Source organism: Paenibacillus sp. NN59, assembly GCF_057597225.1.
The window spans coordinates 3,669,641-3,695,075 of record NZ_CP199678.1 but is presented as its reverse complement, the minus strand read 5'-3'; the positions used below and the strand labels follow the sequence as shown (position 1 = coordinate 3,695,075).

The 25,435-nt window shown below is 44.5% G+C and carries 27 protein-coding genes; 23 read left to right on the top strand and 4 right to left on the bottom strand.

Going from position 1 to position 25,435, the window contains the following annotated elements:
• Positions 1-141 precede the first annotated feature (141 nt).
• The 22 genes from ACT89M_RS16215 to ACT89M_RS16110 all read left to right on the top strand — a co-directional run bounded on the left by ACT89M_RS16215 (position 142) and on the right by ACT89M_RS16110 (position 20,460).
• Positions 142-1,419, top strand: a complete 1,278-nt coding sequence (locus tag ACT89M_RS16215; RefSeq protein WP_308721685.1) for a WD40/YVTN/BNR-like repeat-containing protein — start codon at positions 142-144, stop codon at positions 1,417-1,419.
• Positions 1,420-1,636: 217 nt separating this feature from the next.
• A complete protein-coding gene (locus ACT89M_RS16210; protein ID WP_308721686.1) occupies positions 1,637-1,846 on the top strand; it encodes a hypothetical protein in 210 nt (69 codons plus the stop codon).
• 273 nt (positions 1,847-2,119) lie between these two features.
• A complete protein-coding gene (locus tag ACT89M_RS16205; protein WP_308721687.1) occupies positions 2,120-3,154 on the top strand; it encodes a fibronectin type III domain-containing protein in 1,035 nt (344 codons plus the stop codon).
• A 268-nt stretch (positions 3,155-3,422) separates the two neighbouring features.
• Positions 3,423-3,692 carry a hypothetical protein gene (locus ACT89M_RS16200; protein WP_308721688.1) on the top strand — a complete coding sequence of 90 codons (270 nt, stop codon included), beginning with the start codon at positions 3,423-3,425 and terminating at the stop codon, positions 3,690-3,692.
• A gap of 205 nt (positions 3,693-3,897) precedes the next feature.
• Entirely contained in the window at positions 3,898-4,470 is a 573-nt protein-coding gene (locus ACT89M_RS16195) for a histidine phosphatase family protein (protein WP_154890401.1), read from the top strand.
• A 17-nt stretch (positions 4,471-4,487) separates the two neighbouring features.
• A complete protein-coding gene (locus ACT89M_RS16190) occupies positions 4,488-5,267 on the top strand; it encodes a phosphotransferase family protein (RefSeq protein ID WP_308721689.1) in 780 nt (259 codons plus the stop codon).
• Positions 5,268-5,299: 32 nt separating this feature from the next.
• Positions 5,300-6,079, top strand: a complete 780-nt coding sequence (locus ACT89M_RS16185) for an HAD family hydrolase (protein WP_308721690.1) — start codon at positions 5,300-5,302, stop codon at positions 6,077-6,079.
• Between the two features lie 31 nt (positions 6,080-6,110).
• Positions 6,111-6,587 (top strand): GNAT family N-acetyltransferase, encoded by a 477-nt coding sequence (locus ACT89M_RS16180; protein WP_154890398.1) that lies wholly within the window; start codon positions 6,111-6,113, stop codon positions 6,585-6,587.
• A 135-nt stretch (positions 6,588-6,722) separates the two neighbouring features.
• On the top strand, positions 6,723-7,763 hold the full coding sequence (locus tag ACT89M_RS16175) for a CHAP domain-containing protein (RefSeq protein WP_487344751.1): 1,041 nt from the start codon (positions 6,723-6,725) through the stop codon (positions 7,761-7,763).
• A 63-nt stretch (positions 7,764-7,826) separates the two neighbouring features.
• On the top strand, positions 7,827-8,393 hold the full coding sequence (locus tag ACT89M_RS16170; protein WP_308721692.1) for a GNAT family N-acetyltransferase: 567 nt from the start codon (positions 7,827-7,829) through the stop codon (positions 8,391-8,393).
• 33 nt (positions 8,394-8,426) lie between these two features.
• A complete protein-coding gene (locus ACT89M_RS16165; RefSeq protein WP_308721693.1) occupies positions 8,427-8,912 on the top strand; it encodes an AAA family ATPase in 486 nt (161 codons plus the stop codon).
• Positions 8,913-8,979: 67 nt separating this feature from the next.
• A complete protein-coding gene (locus ACT89M_RS16160) occupies positions 8,980-9,105 on the top strand; it encodes a hypothetical protein (RefSeq protein WP_261769328.1) in 126 nt (41 codons plus the stop codon).
• An 8-nt stretch (positions 9,106-9,113) separates the two neighbouring features.
• Complete coding sequence (locus ACT89M_RS16155; RefSeq protein ID WP_487344750.1) at positions 9,114-9,713, top strand: C39 family peptidase; 600 nt, start codon at positions 9,114-9,116, stop codon at positions 9,711-9,713.
• Between the two features lie 182 nt (positions 9,714-9,895).
• Complete coding sequence (locus ACT89M_RS16150) at positions 9,896-10,294, top strand: DUF2500 domain-containing protein (protein WP_090916558.1); 399 nt, start codon at positions 9,896-9,898, stop codon at positions 10,292-10,294.
• A 192-nt stretch (positions 10,295-10,486) separates the two neighbouring features.
• The gene (locus tag ACT89M_RS16145) at positions 10,487-11,236 is read left to right on the top strand and encodes an SDR family NAD(P)-dependent oxidoreductase (RefSeq protein ID WP_154890393.1); all 750 of its coding nucleotides are present in this window, start codon (positions 10,487-10,489) and stop codon (positions 11,234-11,236) included.
• A gap of 146 nt (positions 11,237-11,382) precedes the next feature.
• Entirely contained in the window at positions 11,383-13,143 is a 1,761-nt protein-coding gene (locus tag ACT89M_RS16140; RefSeq protein WP_154957319.1) for a hypothetical protein, read from the top strand.
• A gap of 174 nt (positions 13,144-13,317) precedes the next feature.
• Positions 13,318-13,740 (top strand): cell wall hydrolase, encoded by a 423-nt coding sequence (locus ACT89M_RS16135; protein ID WP_154890391.1) that lies wholly within the window; start codon positions 13,318-13,320, stop codon positions 13,738-13,740.
• Between the two features lie 69 nt (positions 13,741-13,809).
• Positions 13,810-14,307 carry a spore coat protein GerQ gene (gerQ, locus tag ACT89M_RS16130; RefSeq protein WP_154958016.1) on the top strand — a complete coding sequence of 166 codons (498 nt, stop codon included), beginning with the start codon at positions 13,810-13,812 and terminating at the stop codon, positions 14,305-14,307.
• Positions 14,308-14,513: 206 nt separating this feature from the next.
• Positions 14,514-16,082, top strand: coding sequence for a sigma-70 family RNA polymerase sigma factor (locus ACT89M_RS16125; RefSeq protein WP_308721695.1), 1,569 nt, complete (start codon positions 14,514-14,516; stop codon positions 16,080-16,082).
• Between the two features lie 307 nt (positions 16,083-16,389).
• Complete coding sequence (locus ACT89M_RS16120; RefSeq protein WP_154890389.1) at positions 16,390-17,682, top strand: hemolysin family protein; 1,293 nt, start codon at positions 16,390-16,392, stop codon at positions 17,680-17,682.
• 548 nt (positions 17,683-18,230) lie between these two features.
• Entirely contained in the window at positions 18,231-19,694 is a 1,464-nt protein-coding gene (locus tag ACT89M_RS16115; protein ID WP_308721696.1) for an Msr family ABC-F type ribosomal protection protein, read from the top strand.
• Positions 19,695-19,932: 238 nt separating this feature from the next.
• Positions 19,933-20,460, top strand: a complete 528-nt coding sequence (locus ACT89M_RS16110) for a hypothetical protein (RefSeq protein ID WP_308721697.1) — start codon at positions 19,933-19,935, stop codon at positions 20,458-20,460.
• A gap of 1 nt (position 20,461) precedes the next feature.
• On the opposite strand, the gene ACT89M_RS16105 is transcribed toward ACT89M_RS16110, so the two are convergent.
• From ACT89M_RS16105 to ACT89M_RS16090, 4 genes are all read right to left on the bottom strand, one after another.
• Positions 20,462-21,403, bottom strand: coding sequence for a hypothetical protein (locus ACT89M_RS16105; RefSeq protein ID WP_090924811.1), 942 nt, complete (start codon positions 21,401-21,403; stop codon positions 20,462-20,464).
• On the bottom strand, positions 21,381-21,971 hold the full coding sequence (locus tag ACT89M_RS16100) for an RNA polymerase sigma factor (RefSeq protein ID WP_090924812.1): 591 nt from the start codon (positions 21,969-21,971) through the stop codon (positions 21,381-21,383). Before ACT89M_RS16100 ends, ACT89M_RS16105 begins: the two co-directional genes overlap by 23 nt.
• Positions 21,972-22,192: 221 nt before the next feature.
• Positions 22,193-23,425 (bottom strand): aminopeptidase, encoded by a 1,233-nt coding sequence (locus tag ACT89M_RS16095; protein WP_308721698.1) that lies wholly within the window; start codon positions 23,423-23,425, stop codon positions 22,193-22,195.
• Between the two features lie 87 nt (positions 23,426-23,512).
• Entirely contained in the window at positions 23,513-24,745 is a 1,233-nt protein-coding gene (locus ACT89M_RS16090) for an aminopeptidase (protein ID WP_221789463.1), read from the bottom strand.
• A 266-nt stretch (positions 24,746-25,011) separates the two neighbouring features.
• Here ACT89M_RS16090 and ACT89M_RS16085 point away from each other — a divergent pair, with 266 nt between their 5' ends.
• Positions 25,012-25,278: a hypothetical protein gene (locus ACT89M_RS16085; RefSeq protein ID WP_244159485.1), complete on the top strand. Its 267-nt coding sequence runs from the start codon at positions 25,012-25,014 to the stop codon at positions 25,276-25,278.
• Positions 25,279-25,435 lie beyond the last annotated feature (157 nt).

Sequence of the window (25,435 nt, the reverse complement as noted above, 5' to 3'; positions counted from 1 at the left end):
TTCGGCAGGTTCCCCGGCGGTGTGAGCCTTTAGGTCGAAGTTTGTGGTAGAATAGGAGCAGTGGATTCTGATGAATCGTAAATATAACTTCGTCACAGAGACATGCGCGTCTGTCTGATGAATGAGAGAGGTGGAACCCACTTGCGCTTGCAATGGAAAAAAATCGCGCAGACAGCAATGCTGTCTATAGGTATCATGATGTTACTGGTTGCTTGTACCAAAACGGAACAGCCGCCAGTTGCAGAACCTCAGGAACAGGATGACAGCGGTAACGTTGGTCAGACTCTTACTGTTGTACCCCCGTCAAACAATAACACCGAAGCAGCGGAGATGGCCAAATATCAGATTCAGACACGTTTGACCGATTTTCAACTCATTAATGATAACGGGGGCTTGGCCTGGGGAGTTACGCGTAATGCGCTCCGGCTCTATTACACTCAGGATCAGGGAAAAACGTGGACCAACATTTCGCCCTCAGAGAATGTGCAATTCCCGGCTAATCCGAAATATGGAGAAAGTATTTATTTTGTAGATCGTATGCATGGCTGGATTGTTCGAGAGGGGATGGGAGGCACAGATACGATTGTGCTACGTACCAATAATGGAGGCGTGAGCTGGAGTTTGTCTTCCTTGTCGAAGACGGATAAGGTAACAGCGATATCCTTTGTCTCTCCCGAGAAAGGCTGGGTTCTGACGACGCTCGATACGGGAATTGGTAAACAGGACAAAAACCTGTATCGTACTCAGGATGGAGGTACAACTTGGGAGCGAATGACTTCCAGTGATGACAAGGATAAATCCCAAACGGGAGAAATTTCAAGACGTGGCTACACCACGGGCATGACGTTTTCGGACTCCAAACATGGATTCCTGAGTGCCATAGAGTTCGGTACACCGAAGTTGTACGTGACATCAGATGGTGGCGAACAGTGGCGAACGGGTTCTTCCTTTTTTGACCGGGATAAATTCAAAGCATGCGGTAATTTCACGATCAGTGCACCTCAATTTTTTGGACGTGAAGCGAAGTCGGCCTGGATGTCCATGTCATGTGCCAGCGGAGAGAGCATAACGTTCAGCGGTTTCTTCACAGCTGATGGTGGCGTAAGTTGGAAGCCGTATTCATTTAATCTGGATAAGCAAACAGGGATTAACCGCAACCTGGCGCCTGTATTTCTGAGTCCATCGGAAGGTTGGGCGATGCAGAAGGGCATTATGTATTATTCGAAGGATACAGGAAAAACATGGACAGCCTACCCTACGAGCAGTGTGTTAGAAAAGATTTTCAAAGACTACCCTGAGATTGTGAAAATGCAGATGGTATCGCCGAAGCTCGGCTGGATCTTGGTGGAGAATACTGATGCCAAACGATCGCTACTATTGCAAACCGTAGATGGCGGAGAACATTGGAAAGTACTTTAATGTGCCGCTGCTCCGTTTAACGAATGAGATCGAGCATTAATCGGAATTAAATCTAGGGGGAAGTAAGTAGCATATGAGCGGCAAATGTAAGGGGGAGATCTCGAATGAGGTTTTCCCTTTATTTTTATTTTATTTTTTTGATACATTGTGAAATTAATCACAAATAAATCATGAAGATGATGTTATATTTAACTCAAGAAGAAAAGGAGTGATGAAGATGAGAACCAACGGTCAAACTCAATTCACGCAGGCGGATGAATTAACAAGATACATGCTTCACTTATGCTACACATGTGACGACGCTAATCGTTGTACTACGGAAGAAGCAGTGAAAGCTTGCATGGCTGCACATGCAGAGACAGAGCAAGCGGAACCGGCAGAAGGCGTAGATGTAACCCGTGGATTTATGGACATGATGTACGCCTAGTGAGAGAAAGTGGAGATGAAAATAGCGCTGTATCAACGATTGACCCCCGAAAGGGGGCTTTTCTTTTGAAAAAATCACAGGAAAATCACGTATTTTCAATATAACAAGATCGTAGGTGAGTAACCTTAGTTCCTTCTGTGGTAATCCAGTAAAAAATAAAAATGCAAGAATTTAGATGATATTTATAGATCAGCAATTTAATGTTTAGACATGGGATACAAGTCGTTATATCTTTAAGTCTGTTGAAAGAAAACATTTCAGGAGGAATAGTTTATGAAGAGCAAGTCGTTTAATAAAATAGGTTTTCTGTTTGGTCTGTTAGTTTTACTGTCCTTTGGACTGTTACATTCGAATGCGTCTGCAGCATCTGTTAGTGATATACTTACTTCACCTGAAACTGGTTGGAACAGATATGATGATACTCATGCAGGTTTCAAGTATAATGGTACATTCAGAATATCAACTAATGATACTGTTAACTACAACGGGACGATGCATTGGGTTTCAGGGACTACAACCCCAACAAGTGTTGAGTTCAAATTTAAAGGTACGAAATTGAGAGTAATCGGAGCTAGAAATAATACTAATAGTTCTAACTTACATATTACTATTGATGGTGCGACAGAGAAATTCTCACAATATAAGGATGTACCAGGAGGTAGTTCTACCGTCAGAATGACCTTGGATTATGAGAAAGTAGGGCTTTCTGATACAGTACATACTGTTGTAATAGCAAATACTGGGGACGGTAATTGGGGATTAGATGCAATTGATTTTAATGAAGATGGATATTTAATTAATAGTAATCTAGGTGAACCCGTCCTTATAGCAACGGCTGAAACTGCAAATATTAACTTGATATGGACAGGAGTCTCAAAGGCAACTGGCTACAACATTAAAAGAGCAATCTCATCCGATGGACCATATCAAACAATTGCTACTAATGTTACTGAAACTACATATTCAGATGTAAACGCGGACCAAGGGGTCACATATTATTACGTTGTAACGGCAAATAACGCTGATGGTGAAAGTGCACCTTCGAATGTTGCTTCTGCCACGTTACCTGTTCCTGAGACTGGGAGAGCAATCCTCGTAGTTACGATGACCACAGGTCTTGAAAAAGAATTTGACCTCAGCATGCAAGAAGTTAATAGCTTTATTAATTGGTATGAAACCAAACAAGCAGGTAGCGGAAAAGCATCATACGCTATTGATAAGCATGATAATAACAAAGGACCATTCAAAAGCCGCAAGGACTACGTCCTGTTTGATCGTATACTGACATTCGAGGTAAGTGAATATTAATGAAGAGTGCTCCATCAACCTACGTTGATGGGGCTTTTTTTGTAATATAAAAGATACATGCTGGATTTCATGAAAAGAACAACAAAAAGTTCGTTTAGACAGCATTGTAAAAAATTTATACATACTATTAAAAAAGGTTCCAGATTGTATGCCCTTAATATTGTTTAACTAATCTAATCCGGCTATATTACAATTATGGTAAATGAAGGGGTGAATCAATGAAGTTATTGGATGGGCTCTAGCTTCCCTAAAGGAGGTTAGAGATATTATGAGCAGAAGTTATAAAAAGACACCTGTGTGTAAAGATCAGGCTGCACGATGGACCAAACGACAAGCTAGTAAGGCTGTACGTCGACATAAGGGGTTTATGTCATCAGGAAAGTGGTATCGTAAGGTTTATTGCTCATGGAATATTAGTGATTGGCGTTTTTATAAACCGTATTGCGTAGAAAAGCAGGAATGGGCCACCGTTCAGACTAAACGAGTCAGCTTCGACGTAATGCAAAAGAACTGGAAAAAATTTTATCAACGAAAATAAGAGTTGAGTCTTTAGAAGAAAGACCGCTGGTAGGGAAGCACCTCGGTCTTATTTTTATTTTCAAGAAGTAAAAGGTCTTGATAAAGTGGTGCCTTTGAATATAAACTTCTATGCTACCATTGACGAACGGTTTATTCATGTGTTAGCTTCGTTTTACATGGAAGATGCAGGGATTCATGAGTGTATCTAGAAAAGAGAAATACATATGGCTATGATCGGCGTTATCCGCCACGGTGCAACGGACTGGAATGATGAATACCGGACACAAGGGCATACCGATATCCCGCTCAATGCAGAGGGGAGAAGACAGGCACATTTGCTTGCTGACCGAATTCGATCGGAACAATGGCATTACATCTATTCAAGTGATTTATCGAGAGCATTGGAAACGGCATCTATACTTAGCAAAGCTATTTCGATTGAAATACGTGTAGACGAAAGGTTGCGCGAGATGGACTGCGGACAGATTGAGGGTACGACGGAGCAAGAACGTGTGGATCGTTGGGGGTATAGCTGGTCCAAGCTGGATTTGGGGATTGAATCTCAAGAATCGATTCTAAAAAGGGGAAGGCAGTGCCTTGCCGACTTAGCTAACCGGCATTCAGGTGAGAACATATTAGTTGTAAGCCATGGAGCATTTCTTAGCCTTACTATGAAAAGACTTCTTACTCATATGGATATCAGAGGAAATCTATTAAACACATCGGTAACTCACTTGCATAGCGGAACTCCTCGGTGGGATTGCTCGCTCTATAACTGTACTAAACATCTCACTTAGGTGGAGGAGGAAATCCTATGCAACTCGCAGATATTCCATCGGAGATATTAGGACAGATTGGAACGGTACAGCAGGTTATGCTACCTCGGCAAGGGCACACCTCTACCGTTGCCGTTCTGGAGACAGCAGATCAGAGATATGTAATCAAAAAAACAGAGCACGAACTCTACAATGCATGGTTGTCTGATGAATATGCCGCAATGCAGCTTCTTCAAGGAACAGGAATCCCTATTCCGAAAACGCATTCATTTTACATAGAGAATCAATCTAGATGGCTATTGATGGATTATGTGGATGGAATATCGTTGAGACAATTTCTTGCCGGTTATCCGCCTGAGAAAGATAAAAAAAAGGCGATTGTCAGCTTCGGACGTTGTTTGAAACAACTGCATGAATGTCCATGTCCGATCGAATGGCAACAGGTGGAGCACGCTTGGCTTGATCATATATTAACGAAAGCGGAGTATAATCTGGCTCATTATTCAGTAGACGGAACCGAAGAACTACTTGCTCATTTAAAAATAAACCGACCAGGCGATATGGCGCCCACCTTAATACATGGAGACTTCACTATCGATAATGTACTCGTCCATAACGGCGAAGTCGTGGGAATAATCGATTGGGCGGGCGCAACCTATGGTGATCCCCGGTATGACGTGGCTTTGGCCATTCGGCCAAAAACGAATGCCTTCGAGGATGAGCGGGATAAAGATATTTTTTACGATGCGTATGGCAAGCGGAGATTGACGGAGGAAGAGTATCGGTATTTCGAAGATGGAATATATAACTTTTTCTAAAAAGTGCACAAAAGTGAGACAGGGGCTGTGCCATGGAATTCCCGGTAATTATTGTAGATTTGGATGGAACCCTATTGAAGGCAAACAAAGAAGTCTCCGAGCGAAACGTAAAGGCGATTCAAGATTGTGCCCATCGTGGAATGAAATTCATATTTGCAACGGCGCGTCCGCCGAGGGCAGTGAAAGCTTTTTTGCCGGAAAAATTGCTGGAGCTTGGTTCATTTGTGTATTATAACGGCGCGTATACAAATTGCAGACATACTGGAAAACAAAATCACATTGGAATCACACCTGCGTTAACTGCAGAGGTTCTAGTCTATTGTCTGGCATGTAATCCGAATCTGGACATTAGTTTAGAAGTGAGAGATGTATGGATGAGTTTGAAGCCTTATGATGCAGAGACAATCATGAAAGTAAAAGGGCAACCTATGGTCAGGTCTTTAATGGAGCTTAAACAGCAAGAAGCATCCAAGATCCTTTTCACAGGCAATCTGGACCGGGTGGCTTTTCAAGAATGCTTTGAAGGAAAATTAAACATATTGATCACGGATCAAGGTGAATTAACACAAGTCTCGGCGTTGAATGCATCCAAGGAACATGCCGTCTCTGTGATCTGTGACGCCATGGGTGTTGCAATGCAAGATGTGATGGTGTTTGGGGATGATGTAAACGATATCGGTCTGTTTGATCAATGTGGTTGGCCTGTGGCGATGGGGAATGCCACTCAGGATTTAAAATGCAGAGCGAAAGAGATAACAGAAACGAATGAAAATGACGGGGTGGCTGTTATTTTGGAGAGACTTTGTCAGTAATGTCGTGAACGGATTGTGGAGGTACAAGTTCATGAAATATAGCGTAAGAACAGCTGTCGCCAGGGACATCGTAGGACTCTGTTCTGTTCGAAACAACGAGACCTTATTCATGTCCTACATGAAACAGCAGGAAAATAAAGAAGTCATTGTAGTCCTTGCTGAAACCGAGGATGAGGATAGCGTCATCATGGGGTTTGGAGTTCTTAAATTACAAGGAAAGCTGGTTCCTAAATTAAGTGATCTGTACGTTAAGGAAATATATCGCGGTCAGGGTGCTGGGTCAGCATTGATTCGGTATAGAGAAGAACGTGCGAAAGAATTGGGTTATAGCGAAATGTTTGTGAGCGTTGATCCTGTCGAAAATCCCAGAATGATCAAGCTGATCTCGAAGCACGGTTATCATGCCATCTCTGAACCTTACTCCAAACAGGCTGTTTACTACAATGAAGATGGTTCAAGTTACGAGAAAACGTACATACGGATGGATTTGAAAAAGCAGCTGCTGTAGAGTTGGTTTGCTTGGCTCTGCGAAGTTGTTACTTTGCTTTTGCGAGTAGCCGGATGACGCACAAGAATGTTGAAGGGTTGCGATGAGATGAACACAGGTGGTACTATAGGAACCCGAAATAATAGAATAGACGAAGTGTCACGTGTTATTCGCAGAATGTCTCACGAAGGGTTCCCGGGTCAAGAAGAGGTGTGGATCCAACTTGTTGGTGTGTCCAGTTTCGCTTCCTTGCTTGCGACTCGAAGAGGAGTAAACCAGGAACTGGCCGCGATCACAGGTTTGCTTCACGGATGTTACCTTTACAGAACCGGGATCAATGTTTTCCCGGGTCCTAATAGCGCAGATACTGCAAGGCAGCTACTCCGGGGTTTACAGCTATTCAGTGAGGAAGAATTGTATATCATACTGAATTCGATTTTTGTTCAAGAGGCATGTCAGCAGGTTCAGGGGTCGTACGAAGAGATTTTAAAAGATGCGATCCATTTACATATGAACTTCTCTCCTGTAAGACAGAGTTTAACGAAGGCGAGGATGGAGAAGGTCAGATTACATCATATATTGCATGAGCTTGGAATGACGGTTGAGGTGGATGAAATGGATTCCACAGGCTCAACGGTAGAAAAACAGGATTACTGTGAACAAAGACGCTCAGCCCTTGCTGATGCTGCAGAGAAGTTGGCCAAACAAAAGATTATCGGAGTTCCAGAGGATGAACACTTTCGGCAGATTTGCCAGTATTGGCCGGACCGCGATATTCACACGATACTTAAGGATAATTGGTGCGCGGCTTTTGTGTATCATTGCTGTATGCAGGTTGACATTAAGCTGCCTATTCGTTATCCCAACCGGACGTATCGTTTAGCTGGAGTTGGAGCGTGGCTGGACTGGGCCAGGTTACCTGAAAATGAATTTTTCTATCTTGATCAGGAAGATGGTTTCAAGCCAGAGCGAGGTGACTTGGTCGTATATGAAAAACTGCTGTCTGACGACTCGCATGATCACATTGGCATTGTTGTGTCTTGTGAGGGCGATTATTTACTCGTCGCAGAAGGAAACGTGGGTAATCACAACTACTCGGGGATCGTGAACAGATCCAGAGGTGACTGTATTCTTGGATACATTCGGATCAGTGATGACTACCAATTTCATTTCGAAGGGGAATATCGACCGATTTAAGATTTGAAGCTGGCTGGTAGCAGATTAAGGAGGATTCAGAATAAACATCTGGGAGGATTAATTATGTTTAAACATGCCTTAGACCGTACAGATACAGCGTACCTTTCGCTTTTTACATCCAATGACGCTACAGCGTTATTCCGATTAATTGATCGTAACCGGGAACATCTCGGAGCCTGGCTCAGGATTCCTGACATGACTTTGACTGAAGAGGATTCAGCCGGTTTTATTGAACGAACTCGTCTGCGTTACGCACGAGAGGAAGGATACTGGTTAGGGATCTGGTTCCAAGGTGAACTGGCGGGTTCGATTGGATATTGTGATATTGACCTTGAAAACAGGAAGGCTGAGATTGGTTATTGGCTTGGTCAGGAATATGAGGGGAATGGACTCATCACGAAAGCAGTCAACGTACTGATTGAGCACGCTTTTGAGCAGCTTGGATTAAATAAAGTGGAGATTGGTGCGGCAACGGACAATCGGAGAAGTCGTGCTATACCCGAGAAGCTGGGTTTTCAACGTGAAGGTGAGCTACGAGATTATGAGTTTTTGAATGGGAGATTTCTACATCGAGTGATGTACGGCCTAAGGACTGAGGAATGGCATTCTATCGATTCACAGCGAGATTAGAGCTTATAAGACGACAACAGGAGGAATATTCTAATGAGTAAACTACCTTTATTTGTAATCACAGGCGCGAGCGGTACGGGCAAAACAACGGTGTCATCCCATGTGCGCAAGCTTTTGCCTGAATTTGACGTCTTTGATATGGATATCATCAACAATGTCGATTGGCAGATTGCCAAAGAGAATTGGCTGCGCGTTGCTTATAGCATCTCGTTAAGCGGAAGAGGTACCGTTCTATGCGGCACGATGGTACCCGAAAATATTGCATCTTCCAACTATATTGAACGATTTGATCGTATTCATTACGTCAATCTGCATTGTGATGATGCGACGCGTGAGATGCGGTTGCAGGCACGGGGCTGGGACGAGAATGCGATTAAAGATCATCGTAATTTTGCGAACTGGTTGTTGCAGAACGCAGATAAAGCCTTTGACCCGGCGATGCCAACGGTGGATACAACCGATTTGTCTTCTGAGGAAGCGGCAAAACAGATTGAAGAGTGGGTCAGAGCGAACTGGTAGAAAAGTTGGATGTCTCGATGACGAAAATGTTTAGAACGTAACATATATGGATGATCGGAGGGTTCGCATGCTCCCTTTTCAAGTTATAAACGAAGGCACATCCAGACAGGCTCAGTGGTTATATGATCATTATGAGAACATTGTGACGTACAGTTTATTGTCCAGTGATTGGCAGGAGGAAGGTTCGAAATGATATTCAACATGATCTTATGGCTGGCAATCATCTGGTTAATTTATCGCTATTATAGTCTTCCAAAGAAAGATCATATGTACAGCGTCAAAATACCCTCTACATACTTCATTTCGTCCCTCAATAGGACGGAGGTACAGAAGAACGTCGAATGTGCTGCATTTTCCAGTGCATATGTGTTAAGACATTTTGGTATCGAATCCGAAGGAGATCAGCTTTATCGGAGGTATCCGCGCAAATTACTGGATGGCACCTTTTATCCTAAAGCGATAATTGTGTTTTTCAAAAAACTCGGCTATTCTGCAACGTATTTGCGTGGTAATGTCACTACGTTAAGAAAGCAGATCAGCCGCGGCGTGCCTGTCATTCTGTTCATCAGGGTTCATTCGGACCGGCGATTTTTGCACTTTGTGCCTGTTGTCGGGTATGATGAAACTCATTTTTATCTGGCAGAGTCTCTGGATTTCAAGCGAAATTGTGATGAAGCACAGTACAATCGGAAGATTAGTATAGATGAACTGGAGTCGTTATGGAACACATGGCTTCCTTTCACTCGCAACTCCTATATCGTGATTGAGCCCAAACCTGATTCTTTAGATAAATCTGCGTAATAAATTGCGCTATAGCACGGTTGAAGCATGGCTGAGTATGTTCAAAATATAATCGGTGCTCCACCTGAGATATACGATGTAAATATTTCATCAGGTTAACAAGTTCTGTGTTCGTCCGCATATACATTACAGAAGACGGGTCAAGACTCCGGCTGTCCCAAGTATGAACGGAGGGGAGAGACATGGGCATTGAATCATCCTGGATGTTTGATTTGTTTGGAACCGTCTTTCCGGTGGCATTTGTCCTGATTCTGGGTATCGTGCTGTTATCAATGGGCAAAGAAGTATGGAGGTGGGGGCGCAACAATGCAGAGCCTCTGCTGACTGTACACTCTCGCATCACTAGCAGACGGGTTAAGATGAGCCAGTCGCCTTCCGAATCCGGCACCACAAATGCCGCACGAACGTTGTATTACGTCACTTTTGAAGTAGAGAGCGGTGACCGCTTGGAATTCAAAGTGAATGGTGAAGAGTATGGTATGTGTGCCGAAGGGGATGAAGGACGGCTCTCCTTCAAGGGAACCCGGTATATTGGATTTGAACGCACGAATCGTCTGTACACTGAACGTTTACGAGGTTAAAAGAAGTTGAAAATGGAGTAGCTTGCGCCCGAATGGCGTAAGCTTTTTTTGACGGATTAGGGGACAAGCGTTTCTTAAAGGGGCGAACGTGTTTGTATATTAGTATAGAGTTAGTGGAAATCGATAAGAAATGAACAAGGTAATTAGTACATCAAATTAAACAGAGAGTCTAACCAGAGGAGGAATATAGTCATGTCATTTACAGATCAAGTTGTTGTTGTCACGGGAGCGGCTCAGGGAATTGGACGAAGTGTGGCAGAAGCTTATGCGGTTGCCGGGGCTAGAGTCGTGCTTGCCGATGTTCAGGAAGCCGAGGGAGCAGCGGCAGCGGCTTCGATCCGCAATGAGGGCGGCGAAGCGATCTTTGTGCAGTGTGATGTGCGGAAAGAGCAAGATATTCAGCAGCTATTCGATACCACAGTGAAAGAGTTCAAACAGGTTGATGTATTGGTGAATAATGCTGGAGTGTCCAGGTGGGAATCGCCCTATGAGCTAACGGTGGATGAATGGGACGATGTGCTCAATACGAATGTAAGGAGCTGTTTTCTGGCAAGTCGGGAGGCGGCCCGGCATATGAAAAAAAATGAACATGGCGGTGCCATCGTAAATATGGCTTCGACCCGTTCACTAATGTCTGAGCCGAATAGCGAGGCATATGCCGCATCAAAAGGTGCAATTACAGCGCTGACACATGCGATGGCAGTCTCACTTGGTAAGGACCAAATTCGGGTCAATTGTATCAGTCCCGGCTGGATTGAGACTGGAGATGTGTCCAAACTCAAAGCGGAAGACCACGAGCAGCATCCATCCGGTCGGGTGGGGGTGCCATCGGATATTTCAAGGGCCTGTCTATATTTGTCCGACCCTGCTAATACCTTTGTCACAGGGACTAATCTCGTAGTTGATGGAGGCATGACCCGAAAAATGATATATGAGGACTAGAACCGGGACGTCGCCCCGAAGCCGGTCTTTCGATATCCCTCGAAGCTGGAATAAGCCCAAGTTAAGCACTTGGGCTTATTTGTTTTTGATAAGTCGGTTGCTATAATGAATGTGATTTTACAACAGAACAGGAATGGAGGGAGTGTATGTTCGGGAAAACGTCCCGGAAAGTATTTTGGCTGTTATTACTGATCGGAGGAATGATAATGATCGGGATCAAGTCACCTGCTACAGCTGAAGATGTGGATATACGGGCTGCCTGGGTATGGCAGGCACAGTCTGTTAAGAGTGCAGGAGATGAGCTGCTGGAAAATGCGGCTAAACATAAGATTAATCGGCTGTATGTAAACGTAGACACGACCATATCCAAAGAGGTGTATCGAGCATTTATTGCCAAAGCGGATCGTGAAGGTATTGCCATTGAGGCACTGGGTGGCGACCCTTCCTGGGGTGTTCAAGGCCGCGAGGGTCCGATGCTTCGATTAACTTCATGGGTGCAGGATTACAATCAGGCTGTGGAAGCAAGTGAACGTTTTGATGCAATCCATCTGGATGTTAAACCATACGTGTTGCCTGCATGGAAGGAAGACGCCAAACCATTGGTGCAATCCTGGATCAGTAATATGAAAATGGTTTTAAATCAGGCCAAACAGGATGGCGGAATAGCCGTGCATGTTGATCTGCCTTTCTGGCTCGATTCATACACGGTCAAGGGTGATCGTACAGCTGATGATGCAGATAACGAAGCATTGTCACACTGGTTTATTCAAAATGTAGACCATGTGACCCTGCTTGCTTACCGGGATAATGCACAAGGAAGTAACGGAATTATTCGTTTAATTGAACAGGAGATGCAGTGGGCAGACGCGAGCGGGACAAGTGTTACCGTGGGAGTAAACACCAAGCCGATGCCAGGTGAAGAGTTTACCAGTTTTGCGGGTAAAGGCTCAGCGCAGCTGGAGAATGCGCTCCAAGAGGTCGCAACTGCATTTCGGGAACATAAGTCCTATGCCGGTTCAGCTGTCCATGATTTGACGTATTGGGGGGAACTGGAGCCAGGAGAACAGACACCGCCAGAGAAACCAGTGAACCCTCCTGCGAGTGCACCTGAAATTCGCGGCACCTATATCTGGGAGGCTTCACAAGTGACGGATGATGGCGGCGATCACATTCTGGCTTTTGCCAAGCAGCAAAAGATTAACTGGTTATACGTACGGCTTGATCTGGATCAGCGCTACTCCAGTTATCGCAGTTTTGTAAAAAGAGCGAAAGCTCAGGGAATCGAGGTTCATGCGATGGGTGGACATCCGATCTGGGGCAAAAAGGAGAATCGTCCTCGGATCAAACGACTGATCGATTATGTGAAAAACTACAATGCCGAAGTGGAACCGGATGAGCGGTTCGAGGGCATCCATCTGGATATCGAGCCGTATACGTTGCCCGAATGGGAGGCTAACCGGAATACGTTGCTGACCGAGTGGGCATCGAATATCGCCTATTTCCAAGAAGAAACGAAGAAAGACAGCAACCTTGAAACCAGTGCGGATCTTGCGGTGTGGCTGGATACCTACCCGCTACCAGGTAAGGATATCTCAGTTACCGAGTTCATGATTGATACGCTTGATCATGTATCCTTGATGGCATTCCGTAACACTGCAGAAGGCTCTAACGGGATCGCTGCAGTCGTAAGTCAGGAAATGGAGATTGCAGATCGTCTGGGTAAACGACTGCTCATTTCCGTCGAAATGAAAGAAAATTTTGAAGGTACACATATTTCATTTCACGAAAAAGGAGCCGAGGAGATGGAGAGTCAGCTCATCAAACTGCCAGACCTGCTCTCTAAATACAAGGCTTACAAGGGCAATCTGGTACATGCTTATGATTACTGGATCGAAGCCAAACCTTAACGGATTCAGGAGCATAGCAAAATTAATTTGTGTTATAAAAAGGCTTTGGGACTTCACCTTGCGTGAGGTTCCGGGCTTTTTTTATGGAAAAAATCTGGAATAGTGTCACCGAATAGGCTCCTGCACAATACGATGTACGGTGATGAACAGTTGCTGCATGGGAGGGATCAGTAAATGGCTGTAATTAAGGCCAACACGGAAGACGTCAGATTGCTGGCCAGATTGATGAGGGCAGAGGCCGAGGGAGATGGGCAGCAAGGAATGCTACTGGTAGGCAATGTTGGCGTGAATCGTGTGCTGGCAGACTGTCTGGACTTTGGCAATATTCGTGATATGAACCGCATGGTCTTTCAGAATCCGGGGGGCTTTGAGTCCACGCAGAAGGGATACTTCTATCAGCGTGCTAGACAATCCGAGATTCGGCTGGCACAACGGGTCATTAACGGGGAACGTTTCTGGCCGGCGAGCAACTCATTATGGTTTTTTAGGCCGGTTGGAGATTGCCCGGCGACGTGGTATAACCAGCCCAACACGGGACGTTTCAAGGCGCATTGTTTCTTTAGTCCAACCGGGGAAGACTGTCCGGACGTCTATTAATCCATTACCAATTTTCATATTCAGGGAGGAATTATCGTGATTAACACACCTTATCAACCAACTCAAACTATGGGTCAGCAAGCCAACTCCGTATTGGGGGCACAAGCGAATTCTCAAGTTCAGGGAACATCTTATAAAGTCGGTAATGGCATGCCGTCGATGGCACCAACACCCGGCATGGTATCACCTGGCATGGTATCTCCTAGCTCCACCAGCGTACCGCCACTCGTATCCAGCGGAAGCCCAATGACACCGTCAGGAACGGTCGTTTCCACTACAGCTCCACAGTTTGAGCAATCGTACATTGAAAATATTTTGCGTTTGAACCTGGGTAAATTCGGTACATTCTACATGACATACGAAGGAAACAAAGAGTGGAATGCTCGTATTTTCCAAGGGGTTATCGAAGCAGCTGGACGTGACCACATCATTATCAGTGATCCTAAAACAGGCAGAAGAATCATGTTGCTGATGGTTAACTTCGACTATGCAACGTTTGATGAGCCATTGCTGTATCAATATCCGGGCGTTGTTGGCAACTATCCACAAGCGCCAAGCAGACGTTAATTCTCCGTTAATACCAACACATAAGTCTATCCTTGCTGTCCTGAATGCAGTTCACATCTGCAGACAGGACGGCTTTTGCATTTGTAGTCGAAAATAAAGTAACCTAATCAAGAGTTCAAGGCACTTACATATGAGAACACAAAAGTGAAGCAATAGATATACAAGTTCAGACAGTAATGAACGACAGATGAAGGGAGTCCGCGGTATTGAAATCATGGATTGAAGGAGCAATACAGGGAGAAACGGAAGCTTATGAACAACTGGTGACGCATTTTCGAGGAATGGCACTTGCCGTGGCCTATCAGCAGTTACAGGATGCATATGGCGCAGAAGATGTTGTACAGGAGGCGTTTACCGAAGCATTTGCCAATCTGTTCAAATTGGAGAAGCCGGAAGCTTTTCCGGGATGGTTCAAAATCATTGTTGAAAGGCAATGTTATCGCTGGCTCAGACGCAAGCGGCATTCGGTGGTTCCTATGCAAGAAGTAGAGACTGTATTCCTTGAAGAAGATCAGACCCGTAACCCAGAAGCTCAAGCGATCCAGAAGGAGTTGCAGGAAACGCTACGTCGTTCAATTGCCCAGTTGCCATCATCGATGCAAGTTGTGGTGGAGCTGTTTTATTTTCAAGGCTACACGCTCAAAGAAATATCGGACTTTCTTGATGTGAATGTATCTGCATTAAAGAAAAGGCTGTTTGATGCCCGAACAAAACTCAAGCGTTCACTGCCTATACGAAATCTGGCATCCGTGTTCAATGAACTTCATGAAGGAGGAAAAGGCATGTTGCATATTATGAATGGGGATCATGCGGCCAATCGCTTACGCGAAAGCGGTATACAAGGAGACATTCTCGTTTGGAGAGAATTGTACACGTATGGTCCTGTAACTACAGCTATGGCGGACAGGAGCGCACGTCAGCATCGTGCTGTTGTACTGGAAGAGGAACTGGGCATACCGCAGAAGGTGTATTTGCAGATTGAGTCATTAGATGAGAAGCTTCGTTCGTTACAGCAGTATAAAGAGATTGTGTTATGGTTCGAGTATGACCTTTATGATCAAACGATGTTATCCTATTTGCTGCATTATTTTAGCGGACAAGATCTACAGAACATACGTCTGAATCTCCTTTGCATCGATTCGTACCTCGAGGTAGAGCATTTCAGAGGACTGGGACAGCTTACTCCCAAGCAGATCGGAAGTTTGTCAGGCAACTGGCATGTCATTGAAAAACAGGAACTTCAGGCTGGCAAACAGTTCTGGGAAGCGTACAGTTCATCTGACATTTGGTTGCATCAAGAATACTTAAAGTCCGGAATGAATGAACTCCCATTTGCAAAAGCAGCATTCGAGGCGCATCTGTCCAGGTTGCCTTCCGTAACCAATGGCTTGGGTAGTATTGAACAGACCACATTGGAAACCATCAGAGCAGGTATTCATCGTCCGTACGACCTGTTTCGTAAGGTAGGAGATAAGTTGCATGTGCTCGGCATGGGTGATCTGGAATACTGGGCACATCTGAAGCGGATGTCGGAAGGGCCGGCTGCACTTATCCGTATGACAGGAGCGGCAAGTTTTCCGAAGTATAACCAGTATGATCAAGCATTTCGTGATGCTGTATTGTCTCTGACGGAACTCGGGGTTCAGGTAATGAATGGTGAAGTCGACTGGACTACCTTCAGAGAGGATGAATATTGGGTCGGTGGCCTACATGTTGAGAGTCATCATTTGACTTGGCGCTGGAACCCGGCTGAAAAGATGCTATGTGAGATTTAAAGGACTTCCTGTATTCATAAAATGTGAATAAAACAGCGAAATCACTACTTTTGTGAACGAATTTTGTCGATTTTGCCTTTTAGGTGTCATAGGACACGGATTGACTGTGTAGTGTAGAATTATATAATAAAAGAAGTATATCCATGTTATTATGGCGCAAACAGCAGGAGGTGGAAGCATTGGGAAGTTGAAATTGCATATGAACGGCAGAATGGCTAATATCCTACATTTTCGAAGGAGGTGGACCTATTTGCCGAACGATAACGGCGAATAGGAAGAACATTTGAGTGACCCCTTACCGAGTATTATGAGTTTGTTTTTAATTGGTTTACTGGTATTAATGAATGGTTTCTTTGTCTCGGCAGAATTTGCAATGGTCAAGGTGCGAAGTAGCCGAATTGAGGCTTTAGTAGAAGCGGGTAATCGAAATGCGAAATATGCGTCAAACATTATTCGTAATATGGACGCGTATTTGTCAGCTTGTCAGCTAGGCATTACGTTAGCTTCACTTGGACTCGGATGGCTGGGAGAGCCCGTCATTGCACGACTGCTGGAACCTGTATTTACGGCATTTGGACTGGGTCCGGTATATGTGCATGGCATCTCGATTGTCATTGCGTTTGTCATTATTACGATTTTGCATATTGTCCTGGGTGAACTGGCTCCCAAAACGATGGCAATCCGCAAGTCAGAGGCCATTACACTGTGGTCTGCGGCACTGCTGACCTTCTTTTACAAATTGATGTATCCGTTTATCTGGGTGCTGAACGGCATGGCTAATGCCTTGCTCAGATTGTTTCGGATGGCACCTGCTTCAGAACTGGATGAAGCGCATAGTGAAGATGAAATACGTATTCTCATGAAAGAAAGCAATAAGAGCGGTTTAATTGATAACACTGAATTAGCACTTGTTGATAATATATTTGATTTTACGGATACAACCGCCCGTGAAATCATGATTCCGCGGACGGAAATGATCTGTCTCAACGCCAATCAGTCCATGCTGGAAAATATGGAGATTGCGAGCGAAAGCATGCGTACCCGGTATCCGGTATATAACGGAGACAAGGACCATATTATCGGCTTTATTCACATTAAGGATCTGATGCGTTCACAGTTAACAGACACCATATCCGTGATTCGTCCGATTCTGGCTGTGCCTGATACGACGTTAATTAGTGATCTGCTCAAGCGTATGCAGCGTAGCAAAACACAAATTGCTGTTCTGATCGATGAATACGGGGGAACCTCCGGCATGGTCACGCTTGAAGATATCATGGAAGAGATTGTTGGTGAGATTCAGGATGAATTCGATCAGGAACGTCCGACCATTGAACAAGTGAATGAGATGGAATACTCGATTGACGGATTAATGCTGATTGAAGAAGTTAGTGAACGATTCGGTATCGAGATGGATCGAACGGATTACGATACGATTGGCGGCTGGTTATATTCCAGAGTGGATGCGATTCCGCCTGAAATTGGCCAATCCGTTGAATATGATGGGTATTTGTTTATTATTGAGGAGACGGAACACAAACGAATCTCGCGTGTACATGTGCTGAAGCTTGAAATGCTCGTTGAAGATGCAGGGGCATAGCTTCTCAGTGAGCATGAAGTTCATGATTTAGAGTATACCGACGTTTCTTTAAAGTTCTTGAAAAGTTCCTTACATGTAAGCCGCTATTATGTAGCGGCTTTTTTGATTGCTCCCTAACAAGTTTCTGTGCCTGGTTGACGCTGGAAGAACCTCATGGTATTATTCAATTCAATAAAAGAAGAGGAGGCTCGTTCCTATGATTCATTCCATACGGCTTCGATAAGCAGGTCAAAAAAAGCGGATTTTACCACAATCGTGGGCTTTTTTGATTTGCTTATTTTACGTATGGAGAGACCTAGGTTTCGAATGGGGTAGTTTATTTGTGCTATGCTGATTCGAAGTGTCTTCTATACGTGAGTAATGCAGATTTGAGTCCACAGTGGACTCAAATCTGCATTTTTTATTATCCCCCCCCAAAATGGGTAGCTAAAAAGGAAAGGAGGCTTATGAACCATATGCATTGGTATTTCTTTATATAAAATCCCTTTCTTAAATCGCAGGTCATCCTGCGAGCGTGAAAACTGCGATTTTTGAAGGAGGAACCTATAATGAGTATGTTAATTAAAGCAAAAGAGATTGTTGTGGAATATGCGGGTCGTGAGGTATTCAATATCGAACATTTGGAACTTTATGAATATGACCGGATCGGCTTGGTTGGCGCCAATGGAGCGGGCAAGAGCACATTGTTAAAAGTATTACTGGGTGAGATTCCCGAATCTTATGGGAAAGTTGTGAGGAACGGCAGTTTTTCTTATATCCCGCAGATGGAGCAGAGCGGAGAACAAGAGGAAGTGGATTATGCATTAGCGGGTAAGCTTGGAATAGACCGCTTAGATGCTGAGCAGATGAGTGGCGGACAGGAAACAAGGCTGAAAATTGCTCAGGCTTTGTCCAGTTCAGTGCACGGCATTTTTGCAGATGAACCCACGAGCCATCTCGATTCGGAAGGAATCCATTTCTTAATCCATCAGCTCTCTTTTTATACGGGAGCGTTGCTGGTTATCAGTCATGATCGGGAATTTCTTGATCAAGTGGTTGATAAAATTTGGGAACTGAAGGATGGGAAGATTACGGAGTATTGGGGTGGATATTCCGATTATTTGGCTCAGAAGAATGAAAACCAGAAAAAGCAGGAAATCCAGTATCAGCAATATGTGAATGAACGAGAACGACTGGAAAAAGCGATAACTGAAAAAAGGAATCAGGCTCGGAAAGTCGATCAGAAAGAGAAAGGGACTGCAAGGAAAAATAGCTCTGATCACGGTGGCAGACTTGCTCATCAGAAATCTGTGGGGAGTAAACAGAAGAAACTTCATCAAGCCGCTAAAAATATGGAACAACGCATTGAAGCGTTAGGGGATGTCCAAGCACCGGAGGCGAATCGTACGATTCACTTTCGTCAGAGTCATGCGTTAGAACTTCACAATCCATTTCCGATTATAGGAAATGAGATGAACAAAGTATTTGGTGAGACTGTCATTTTGGAGAACGCGTCTTTTCAATTCCCTCTTGGGGGTAAGATTGCGCTGACAGGTGCGAACGGTGCAGGAAAAACAACGTTGCTTAACATGATCTTGAACCGTGAACAGGGCATCATCATATCGCCTAAGGCAGAGATCGGTTATATTGCACAACAAGCATACACACATAACCACCATCAGGCCGTCATCGAATTCATACAGGAGAACTGTGACTATCAAGTGCCGGAGATTCGAGCTGTATTAGCATCTCTAGGGTTTTCTCCGCATGATGTGCGCAAGCAGTTGGCGGTATTAAGTGGCGGCGAGATGATGAAGTTGCAGCTGGCGAAGTTGTTGCTTGGCCGATACAATATTTTGCTTATGGATGAGCCGAGTAATTTTCTTGATCTTCCTGCAATGGAGGCACTAGAGCATTTAATGAAAAGTTATGCAGGCACAATTATTTTCATCTCACATGATGCTCGTTTGGTCGAGAACGTCGCCGATCAGGTATATGCTATAGAGAATAAACAAATCGTTCGAATCAGGTAATTAGACGATGATGATGTTACTTGCATAAAGTAGATTTAGGATTCCGCCGGACAAAGCCTATTCTTCATCATACGAGATGGATTAATTTAGGTTTCATCGTTTTTGTTAATCCGGAAAATGATGAAAGGACGCTGCCGATTAAACCATCGGGCGTCCTTATTTTTTTGAAACCAGTTATCCATTCCGTCCGTTTAATAGATTACATCAAAAATTAAAATAGAAATGAGGAGGAATGGAGATGCATAATATTCTAAGACGAGGCAGACAAATATGCCGTACACCAATCTTGAAAGTAGGTCTGATTCTGGCTTTGACTGCGCCAGTTATTCTTGTTCTGCCTACAGAATCGTCCGCAGTTGCAAGTCCGATCATCAACGTGACGTCGGGAGCGCGAACTGCTCCGCCGCCACTCGAACCTCAGGAGTATTTCCCCCAATCAAGGGCTGCCAAACCCGTAAATATCTATCAGGCGACTTGTACATTAACACGCGGAGACGGACTTCATGCCATCGTAAAAACAGCGACTAGAACATTTAAAGACATGAAAACCTTGTCTGTGAATTATCGATTGGAGCGCTGGACAGGAACAGCTTGGGTAACGTTCGCAGGCAGCTCCTCAACACAGACCCAAACGAATCTTCTTCGATCCAATTCGGATTGGGAGATCACATCCGGTTATTATTATCGTGTCACTAGTGTTCATACTGCTCATGATGGGATGACATCGGATCAGTCTACACATACATCACCTAGTGTATTGTTTTAATTTATTTTGATTTGGCAGGAGAATTTTGCTCCAGAAAATCGTTGGCGATTGCAATCATCTCCTCTTCAGTCACGGTTCCAAACAGACTCATACTTAGAGAACCTGTCATCCACTGAATAGAATTGAAGGGTGGTCCCACATACATGAGTGCTTCACTATCATCTGCAAGCTTCACAACAGTGCTTTTCTGCAGTGATGTTTTCTCAAGAGACTGCCCTGGCTTAACGTATTCATAATCGAACTGGATAAGCTCGTCTGTATCACTTTTACCCTGGATGGAGTATTTCACCCTCATCATATCGGACTCGTAATAGTTGTCAGGATTGACGGGATTCTCTGTATCCAGTACGAGTTCATATTTTATCTTGTCAAAACGGGCAGGAATGGCTTTGGATATAATAAATTCACCGATAAATCCATCACGAGCGATCTTTTCCGTAACCGCAACGGGGCGGAAAACATGTTTGTTGAGTTCAAAGGCAGGAATGTCTTCCGCTTCATCATGGATAATTGTGCTCGATTCAAGGTCAGGTGGTGGCGGTGTTTTGGCAGTTGAGGGATCGGGACTCAGATTTACAGACTTATCCTCAACCATGATCGATTTCATGCCATTACTCCAATCCTTGATCGATTGAACAATAGGAGATACGGCTTGTGTTCCCGAGGGCAGACTGAAAATAACGGCTCCAATGGTCACAGAAGCTGCCACGATGCCCGATAGCTTGAAGGTGCGTATTTTACGTTTACGTGCGCCAATTCTTTCGATCTCCTTATGTACCTTTTGCCAGGAATGCTGCATGGATTCTGTACGGGAGGCGGAAGGGGTAGAGGTAGCCTGCTGGAAAGCTTCATCAAATGCCTGCTCAAACGCTGCATCAAAGTATTCATCTTCAAGACCTGAATCGAATTGATGTTCAAGCTTATCTAGCTTGCCTTTGCTCAATGCTTCCACCCCATTCCTTATGTAATTTCTTCTTGATACTACCACGTGCCCGGAATAATCGCTGTTTCACAATGTCTTCTGTGGTGCTCAATAATTCAGCAATTTCCCGATAAGAAAAGCCTTCTTTCCACCGTAACTCAACGAGAACGCGGTATTCCGGCTTCAGCTGAGAAAGGTAACGCTCGATGGATTCTTGCATCATCTGAGTCTCAACTATGTTTTCAACCGAAACAGCGGTTTGATTCATCGTCTCTATATCTATAAAAACACTGTCCGTGTCCAGTTGGTTACGGTTATTTTTATTTTTTCTCAAATAATTTATTGCGGTATTCCGGGTGACTACTTTGAGCCAGGCTTTAAGTTTAACCTCGTCTTCGAAGAGGGGTTTGTTTTTAATGATTTTAATAAATGCTTCCTGAATAATATCTTCTGCCGCTGTACGTTCCTTAATGATATATACGATTAATCCATACACCATATTGTAGTATTCATAATAGACCTCTTCCTGAAGTACAGGTCCTAATTGATGAAAATCGGATGCGAGTAAAAGCTGGAGCCGATTGGCCATGGTGTTCTCCTTTCTGGTCAACAGTCCACAAACATTGGTATCATTACATTTTACAACAGATTATGGAAACGTTACAATGTCCGATAGACCTGTTTACAGTCCTGAAAAGAGGGAGTTCCGACCCTGTTTGATGTTTGCTGAAAAAGAAAAAACAGACGATCTTGCAAACCATGGAATCCATGGCAGCAAAATTGCCTGTTCAATATAAATTAAAAGTTTTTTTAAAACGCCCAGTTTCCTTTCAGGAAAATCGGTTCACGGTCTCCACTCGTTGTAATGCCATAGATGTCTGTCTCTGGTGACCCCATCATGAAATCAACATGAGTGATGCTGGAGTTCATACCGCGTTCCGCAAGCTCTTCGGGAGACATCGTTTTGCCTCCTTCGATATTGGAAGCGTACGAACTGCCAATTGCCAGATGGCAAGATGCGTTCTCATCATACAGCGTTGTATAATACAGAATGCCGCTTTCTGAGATTGGAGAGTGGAACGGTACAAGCGCAACTTCACCAAGATAATGAGAACCTTCATCCATGGAGATGAGGCGTTCCAACGTTTCTTGACCTTCCTCTGCATGAAAGTCCACAATCCGACCCTTCTCAAATGTGAGGGTAAACTGATCGATAATGCTACCGCCGTAACTTAGTGGTTTGGTACCCGCCACTGTGCCGTTCACACCGTATTTCGCTGGAGCGGTGTACACTTCTTCCGTAGGAATATTGGCTACAAAAGGGGTTCCTTGTGCGTTTACGCTACCAGCCTGCGCCCAAATATGTCCTTCAGGGAGCTCAATCGTGAGATCTGTGCCTGGGGAGGTGTAATGCAGTGCATGGTACTTCTTGTTATTGAGCGCCACGGCTCGTGACTCCAGACGTTCGATATGTTGTGCCCATGCAGCGATTGGATCTTCAACGTCCGCGCGTACAGCGGCAAAGATCGCATCCCAGAGCTGATTCATCTGTTCTGCTTGTGGGAGATCAGGGAATACCTTGGCCGCCCAATCCGGTGAAGGGCAAGCAATACCCGTCCAGCTCATCTTATCAGCTTGCAGATACTGACGATACTTAGCCATCGCCTGACCAAAGGAGCGCTGGTTCGCCGAGATTCTAGCCGGATCAATGCCTTTCATCAGATCCGGGCTGGAAGATAAAATCGTCAGAAAAACGGCATTATTCTCTGCGAGTTCCTCCATCTCTGCCGCATGCCACTTGGGAAGTTCATCGAAGGACTCCTCAGGAGCCATTTCAAAGCGAAGACGGTTGACCGTTTCATCGGAGTATTTCACGATAACTTGTTTGGCCCCGGCTTCATATCCTTTACGTACCAGTAGTTGCACAAGTGGTGCTGCATCAATCATGGCATTGATGACAAAAATCTGCCCCGGTTGCACGTTTGCCCCAACTTTGACAGCGAGTGCAGCGTATCGATCCAGCTTTTGTTCAAAACTCAACATCGAATGTCCCTCCATAATCTTTAAATATGAGTACAATTCAGACACAGGAAAAGAGAGGAGAAATCTCCTCTCTATGCATGGAGCATATTAGAATGCCCAGTTTCCATTCACGAAGATCGGTTCTTCCGCACCTTCCGAAGTGACACCATTGATGTTCATCTCACCGGAACCAATCATGAAATCAACGTGAGTCAGACTGGAGTTCATGCCATGTTCGATCAACTCTTCCTTAGACATCGTCTTGCCGCCTTCCAGACAGAAAGCATACGCATTTCCGATCGCCAAGTGATTGGATGCATTCTCATCAAACAATGTATTGTAGAACAGAATGTTCGTATCCGAAATTGGAGATTGATGTGGAACAAGGGCAACTTCACCCAGATAATGTGCACCTTCATCCATTTCGACGAGGTTCTTCAGTGCATCAAGTCCTTGTTCAGCTGTGTAATCAACAATGCGTCCATTCTCAAATGTGAGGGAGAAGCCGTCAATCAGATTGCCACCGTAACTAAGCGGTTTTGTGCTGCGAACAGTACCATTCACACCGGTTTTCAGCGGTGCAGTAAATACTTCCTCTGTAGGCATATTGGCAATAAACACATGTCCTTGCTCGTTTACACTGCCTCCGGATACCCAGATGTGACCTTCTGGAAGTTCGATGGTTAAGTCTGTACCTGGCGCGGTATAGTGAAGTTTTTTATATTTTTTGCTGTTCAGCAGATCTGCGCGGGAGTCAAGGTTCTGCAGGTGAGTTTTCCATTCAGCGACAGCATCTTTTTCACCAATCCGTACCGTTTTGAAAATAACATCCCACAGGCGGTCCACTTGCTGTGCTTCAGGCAGATCCGGGAATACTTTAGCAGCCCATTCAGGAGAAGGGACAGCTACGATGGACCAGCTGAATTTATCAGCCATTTGATAGGCACGATATTTCTCCAGCGCTTTGCCGCGCACTTTCTGACTGGTTACGATGCGCTCCTGTGCCACTCCGTTCAGCAGATCCGGATTTTCCGCGATGACATGCAAGATTGCCGCGCCTTCTTCAACAAGCTCTGTCATTTCAGCTGCGAACCATTTTGGTTCGATCGAGAATGCCTCATCCGGCGCCAGATCATAGTGAAGTCGAGTAACCGTTTCGTCACTCCAGTTGACTTTGACCAGTTTTGCACCCGTGTTGTACGCAGCCTTAACGATCAATCGTACAAAATGAGCTGCCGTGATTGGCGCATTTACAACTAATGTTTGTCCAGGGTGGACATTGACACCTACTTTGACAGCCAGTTCAGCATATTGTTGCAGATTCGATTCAAAATTGTTCATGCTATTTTTTCCTCCAATGTGATATGAATATCGTAGCTGGCGGTCTATTATAGTCCTCTTTGAAGTTAATGAGGATTCAGCATAGGGCCTTCATTGAATAATGTATACGTTGCTACGATATATATTGTACAATTAACCAATAATAATTACCAAACAGCTTTGCCAGAAAGTTGGAGAAAAGCACCAAAAGAGAGTTTTTTGGACGCTTGAATCGAAGATTTATTGAAGTGAGGCTTTAAACGAGAGATTAAAGGAGAGTATAAAAAGTGAGTATTGAAATTATTCGCGCAGAAATGCGTCGTGAGGATGAAAAAAGTTTCGTAGGTAGCACGGTGTTCAAAACAGATGGTGGTAAATCCGTATATGAAATTACGTTTATGAGCAAGAACGGTAAGGACTGGGACTACAGCTTGCACTTCACGGAACAGTCGGGTGATGAGGAAGAGTTGCTGAAAATGGACGAGTTGCTCGAAAATGATGATGATTTGTACAATCAATTGCTGGATGCAGCCTTGGATGCTTACCCGGCTTAATGGAAAGTAAATATTCTTGTTCTATTGTCCGAGTTACCTGACTATACTAGACGGTGTGTGCCCTGGGAAGGGTGTCCGCCGTCTATTTTTATTTCCGAGATTCCGAATAGATATTCCAGAAAAGGGAAGTCTACGAGATGAACTAAACCAGAGAGAC

Excerpts from the sequence above, each read along its gene's own strand:
- ACT89M_RS16210 (WP_308721686.1), top strand. The coding sequence starts at position 1,637 with ATGAGAACCAACGGTCAAACTCAATTCACGCAGGCGGATGAATTAACA.
- ACT89M_RS16205 (WP_308721687.1), top strand. The coding sequence starts at position 2,120 with ATGAAGAGCAAGTCGTTTAATAAAATAGGTTTTCTGTTTGGTCTGTTA.
- ACT89M_RS16200 (WP_308721688.1), top strand. The coding sequence starts at position 3,423 with ATGAGCAGAAGTTATAAAAAGACACCTGTGTGTAAAGATCAGGCTGCA.
- ACT89M_RS16195 (WP_154890401.1), top strand. The coding sequence starts at position 3,898 with ATGGCTATGATCGGCGTTATCCGCCACGGTGCAACGGACTGGAATGAT.
- ACT89M_RS16190 (WP_308721689.1), top strand. The coding sequence starts at position 4,488 with ATGCAACTCGCAGATATTCCATCGGAGATATTAGGACAGATTGGAACG.
- ACT89M_RS16185 (WP_308721690.1), top strand. The coding sequence starts at position 5,300 with ATGGAATTCCCGGTAATTATTGTAGATTTGGATGGAACCCTATTGAAG.
- ACT89M_RS16180 (WP_154890398.1), top strand. The coding sequence starts at position 6,111 with ATGAAATATAGCGTAAGAACAGCTGTCGCCAGGGACATCGTAGGACTC.
- ACT89M_RS16170 (WP_308721692.1), top strand. The coding sequence starts at position 7,827 with ATGTTTAAACATGCCTTAGACCGTACAGATACAGCGTACCTTTCGCTT.
- ACT89M_RS16165 (WP_308721693.1), top strand. The coding sequence starts at position 8,427 with ATGAGTAAACTACCTTTATTTGTAATCACAGGCGCGAGCGGTACGGGC.
- ACT89M_RS16160 (WP_261769328.1), top strand. The coding sequence starts at position 8,980 with ATGCTCCCTTTTCAAGTTATAAACGAAGGCACATCCAGACAGGCTCAG.
- ACT89M_RS16155 (WP_487344750.1), top strand. The coding sequence starts at position 9,114 with ATGATCTTATGGCTGGCAATCATCTGGTTAATTTATCGCTATTATAGT.
- ACT89M_RS16150 (WP_090916558.1), top strand. The coding sequence starts at position 9,896 with ATGGGCATTGAATCATCCTGGATGTTTGATTTGTTTGGAACCGTCTTT.
- ACT89M_RS16145 (WP_154890393.1), top strand. The coding sequence starts at position 10,487 with ATGTCATTTACAGATCAAGTTGTTGTTGTCACGGGAGCGGCTCAGGGA.
- ACT89M_RS16140 (WP_154957319.1), top strand. The coding sequence starts at position 11,383 with ATGTTCGGGAAAACGTCCCGGAAAGTATTTTGGCTGTTATTACTGATC.
- ACT89M_RS16135 (WP_154890391.1), top strand. The coding sequence starts at position 13,318 with ATGGCTGTAATTAAGGCCAACACGGAAGACGTCAGATTGCTGGCCAGA.
- gerQ (WP_154958016.1), top strand. The coding sequence starts at position 13,810 with ATGGGTCAGCAAGCCAACTCCGTATTGGGGGCACAAGCGAATTCTCAA.
- ACT89M_RS16120 (WP_154890389.1), top strand. The coding sequence starts at position 16,390 with ATGAGTTTGTTTTTAATTGGTTTACTGGTATTAATGAATGGTTTCTTT.
- ACT89M_RS16115 (WP_308721696.1), top strand. The coding sequence starts at position 18,231 with ATGAGTATGTTAATTAAAGCAAAAGAGATTGTTGTGGAATATGCGGGT.
- ACT89M_RS16110 (WP_308721697.1), top strand. The coding sequence starts at position 19,933 with ATGCATAATATTCTAAGACGAGGCAGACAAATATGCCGTACACCAATC.
- ACT89M_RS16100 (WP_090924812.1), bottom strand. The coding sequence starts at position 21,971 with ATGGCCAATCGGCTCCAGCTTTTACTCGCATCCGATTTTCATCAATTA.
- ACT89M_RS16095 (WP_308721698.1), bottom strand. The coding sequence starts at position 23,425 with ATGTTGAGTTTTGAACAAAAGCTGGATCGATACGCTGCACTCGCTGTC.
- ACT89M_RS16090 (WP_221789463.1), bottom strand. The coding sequence starts at position 24,745 with ATGAACAATTTTGAATCGAATCTGCAACAATATGCTGAACTGGCTGTC.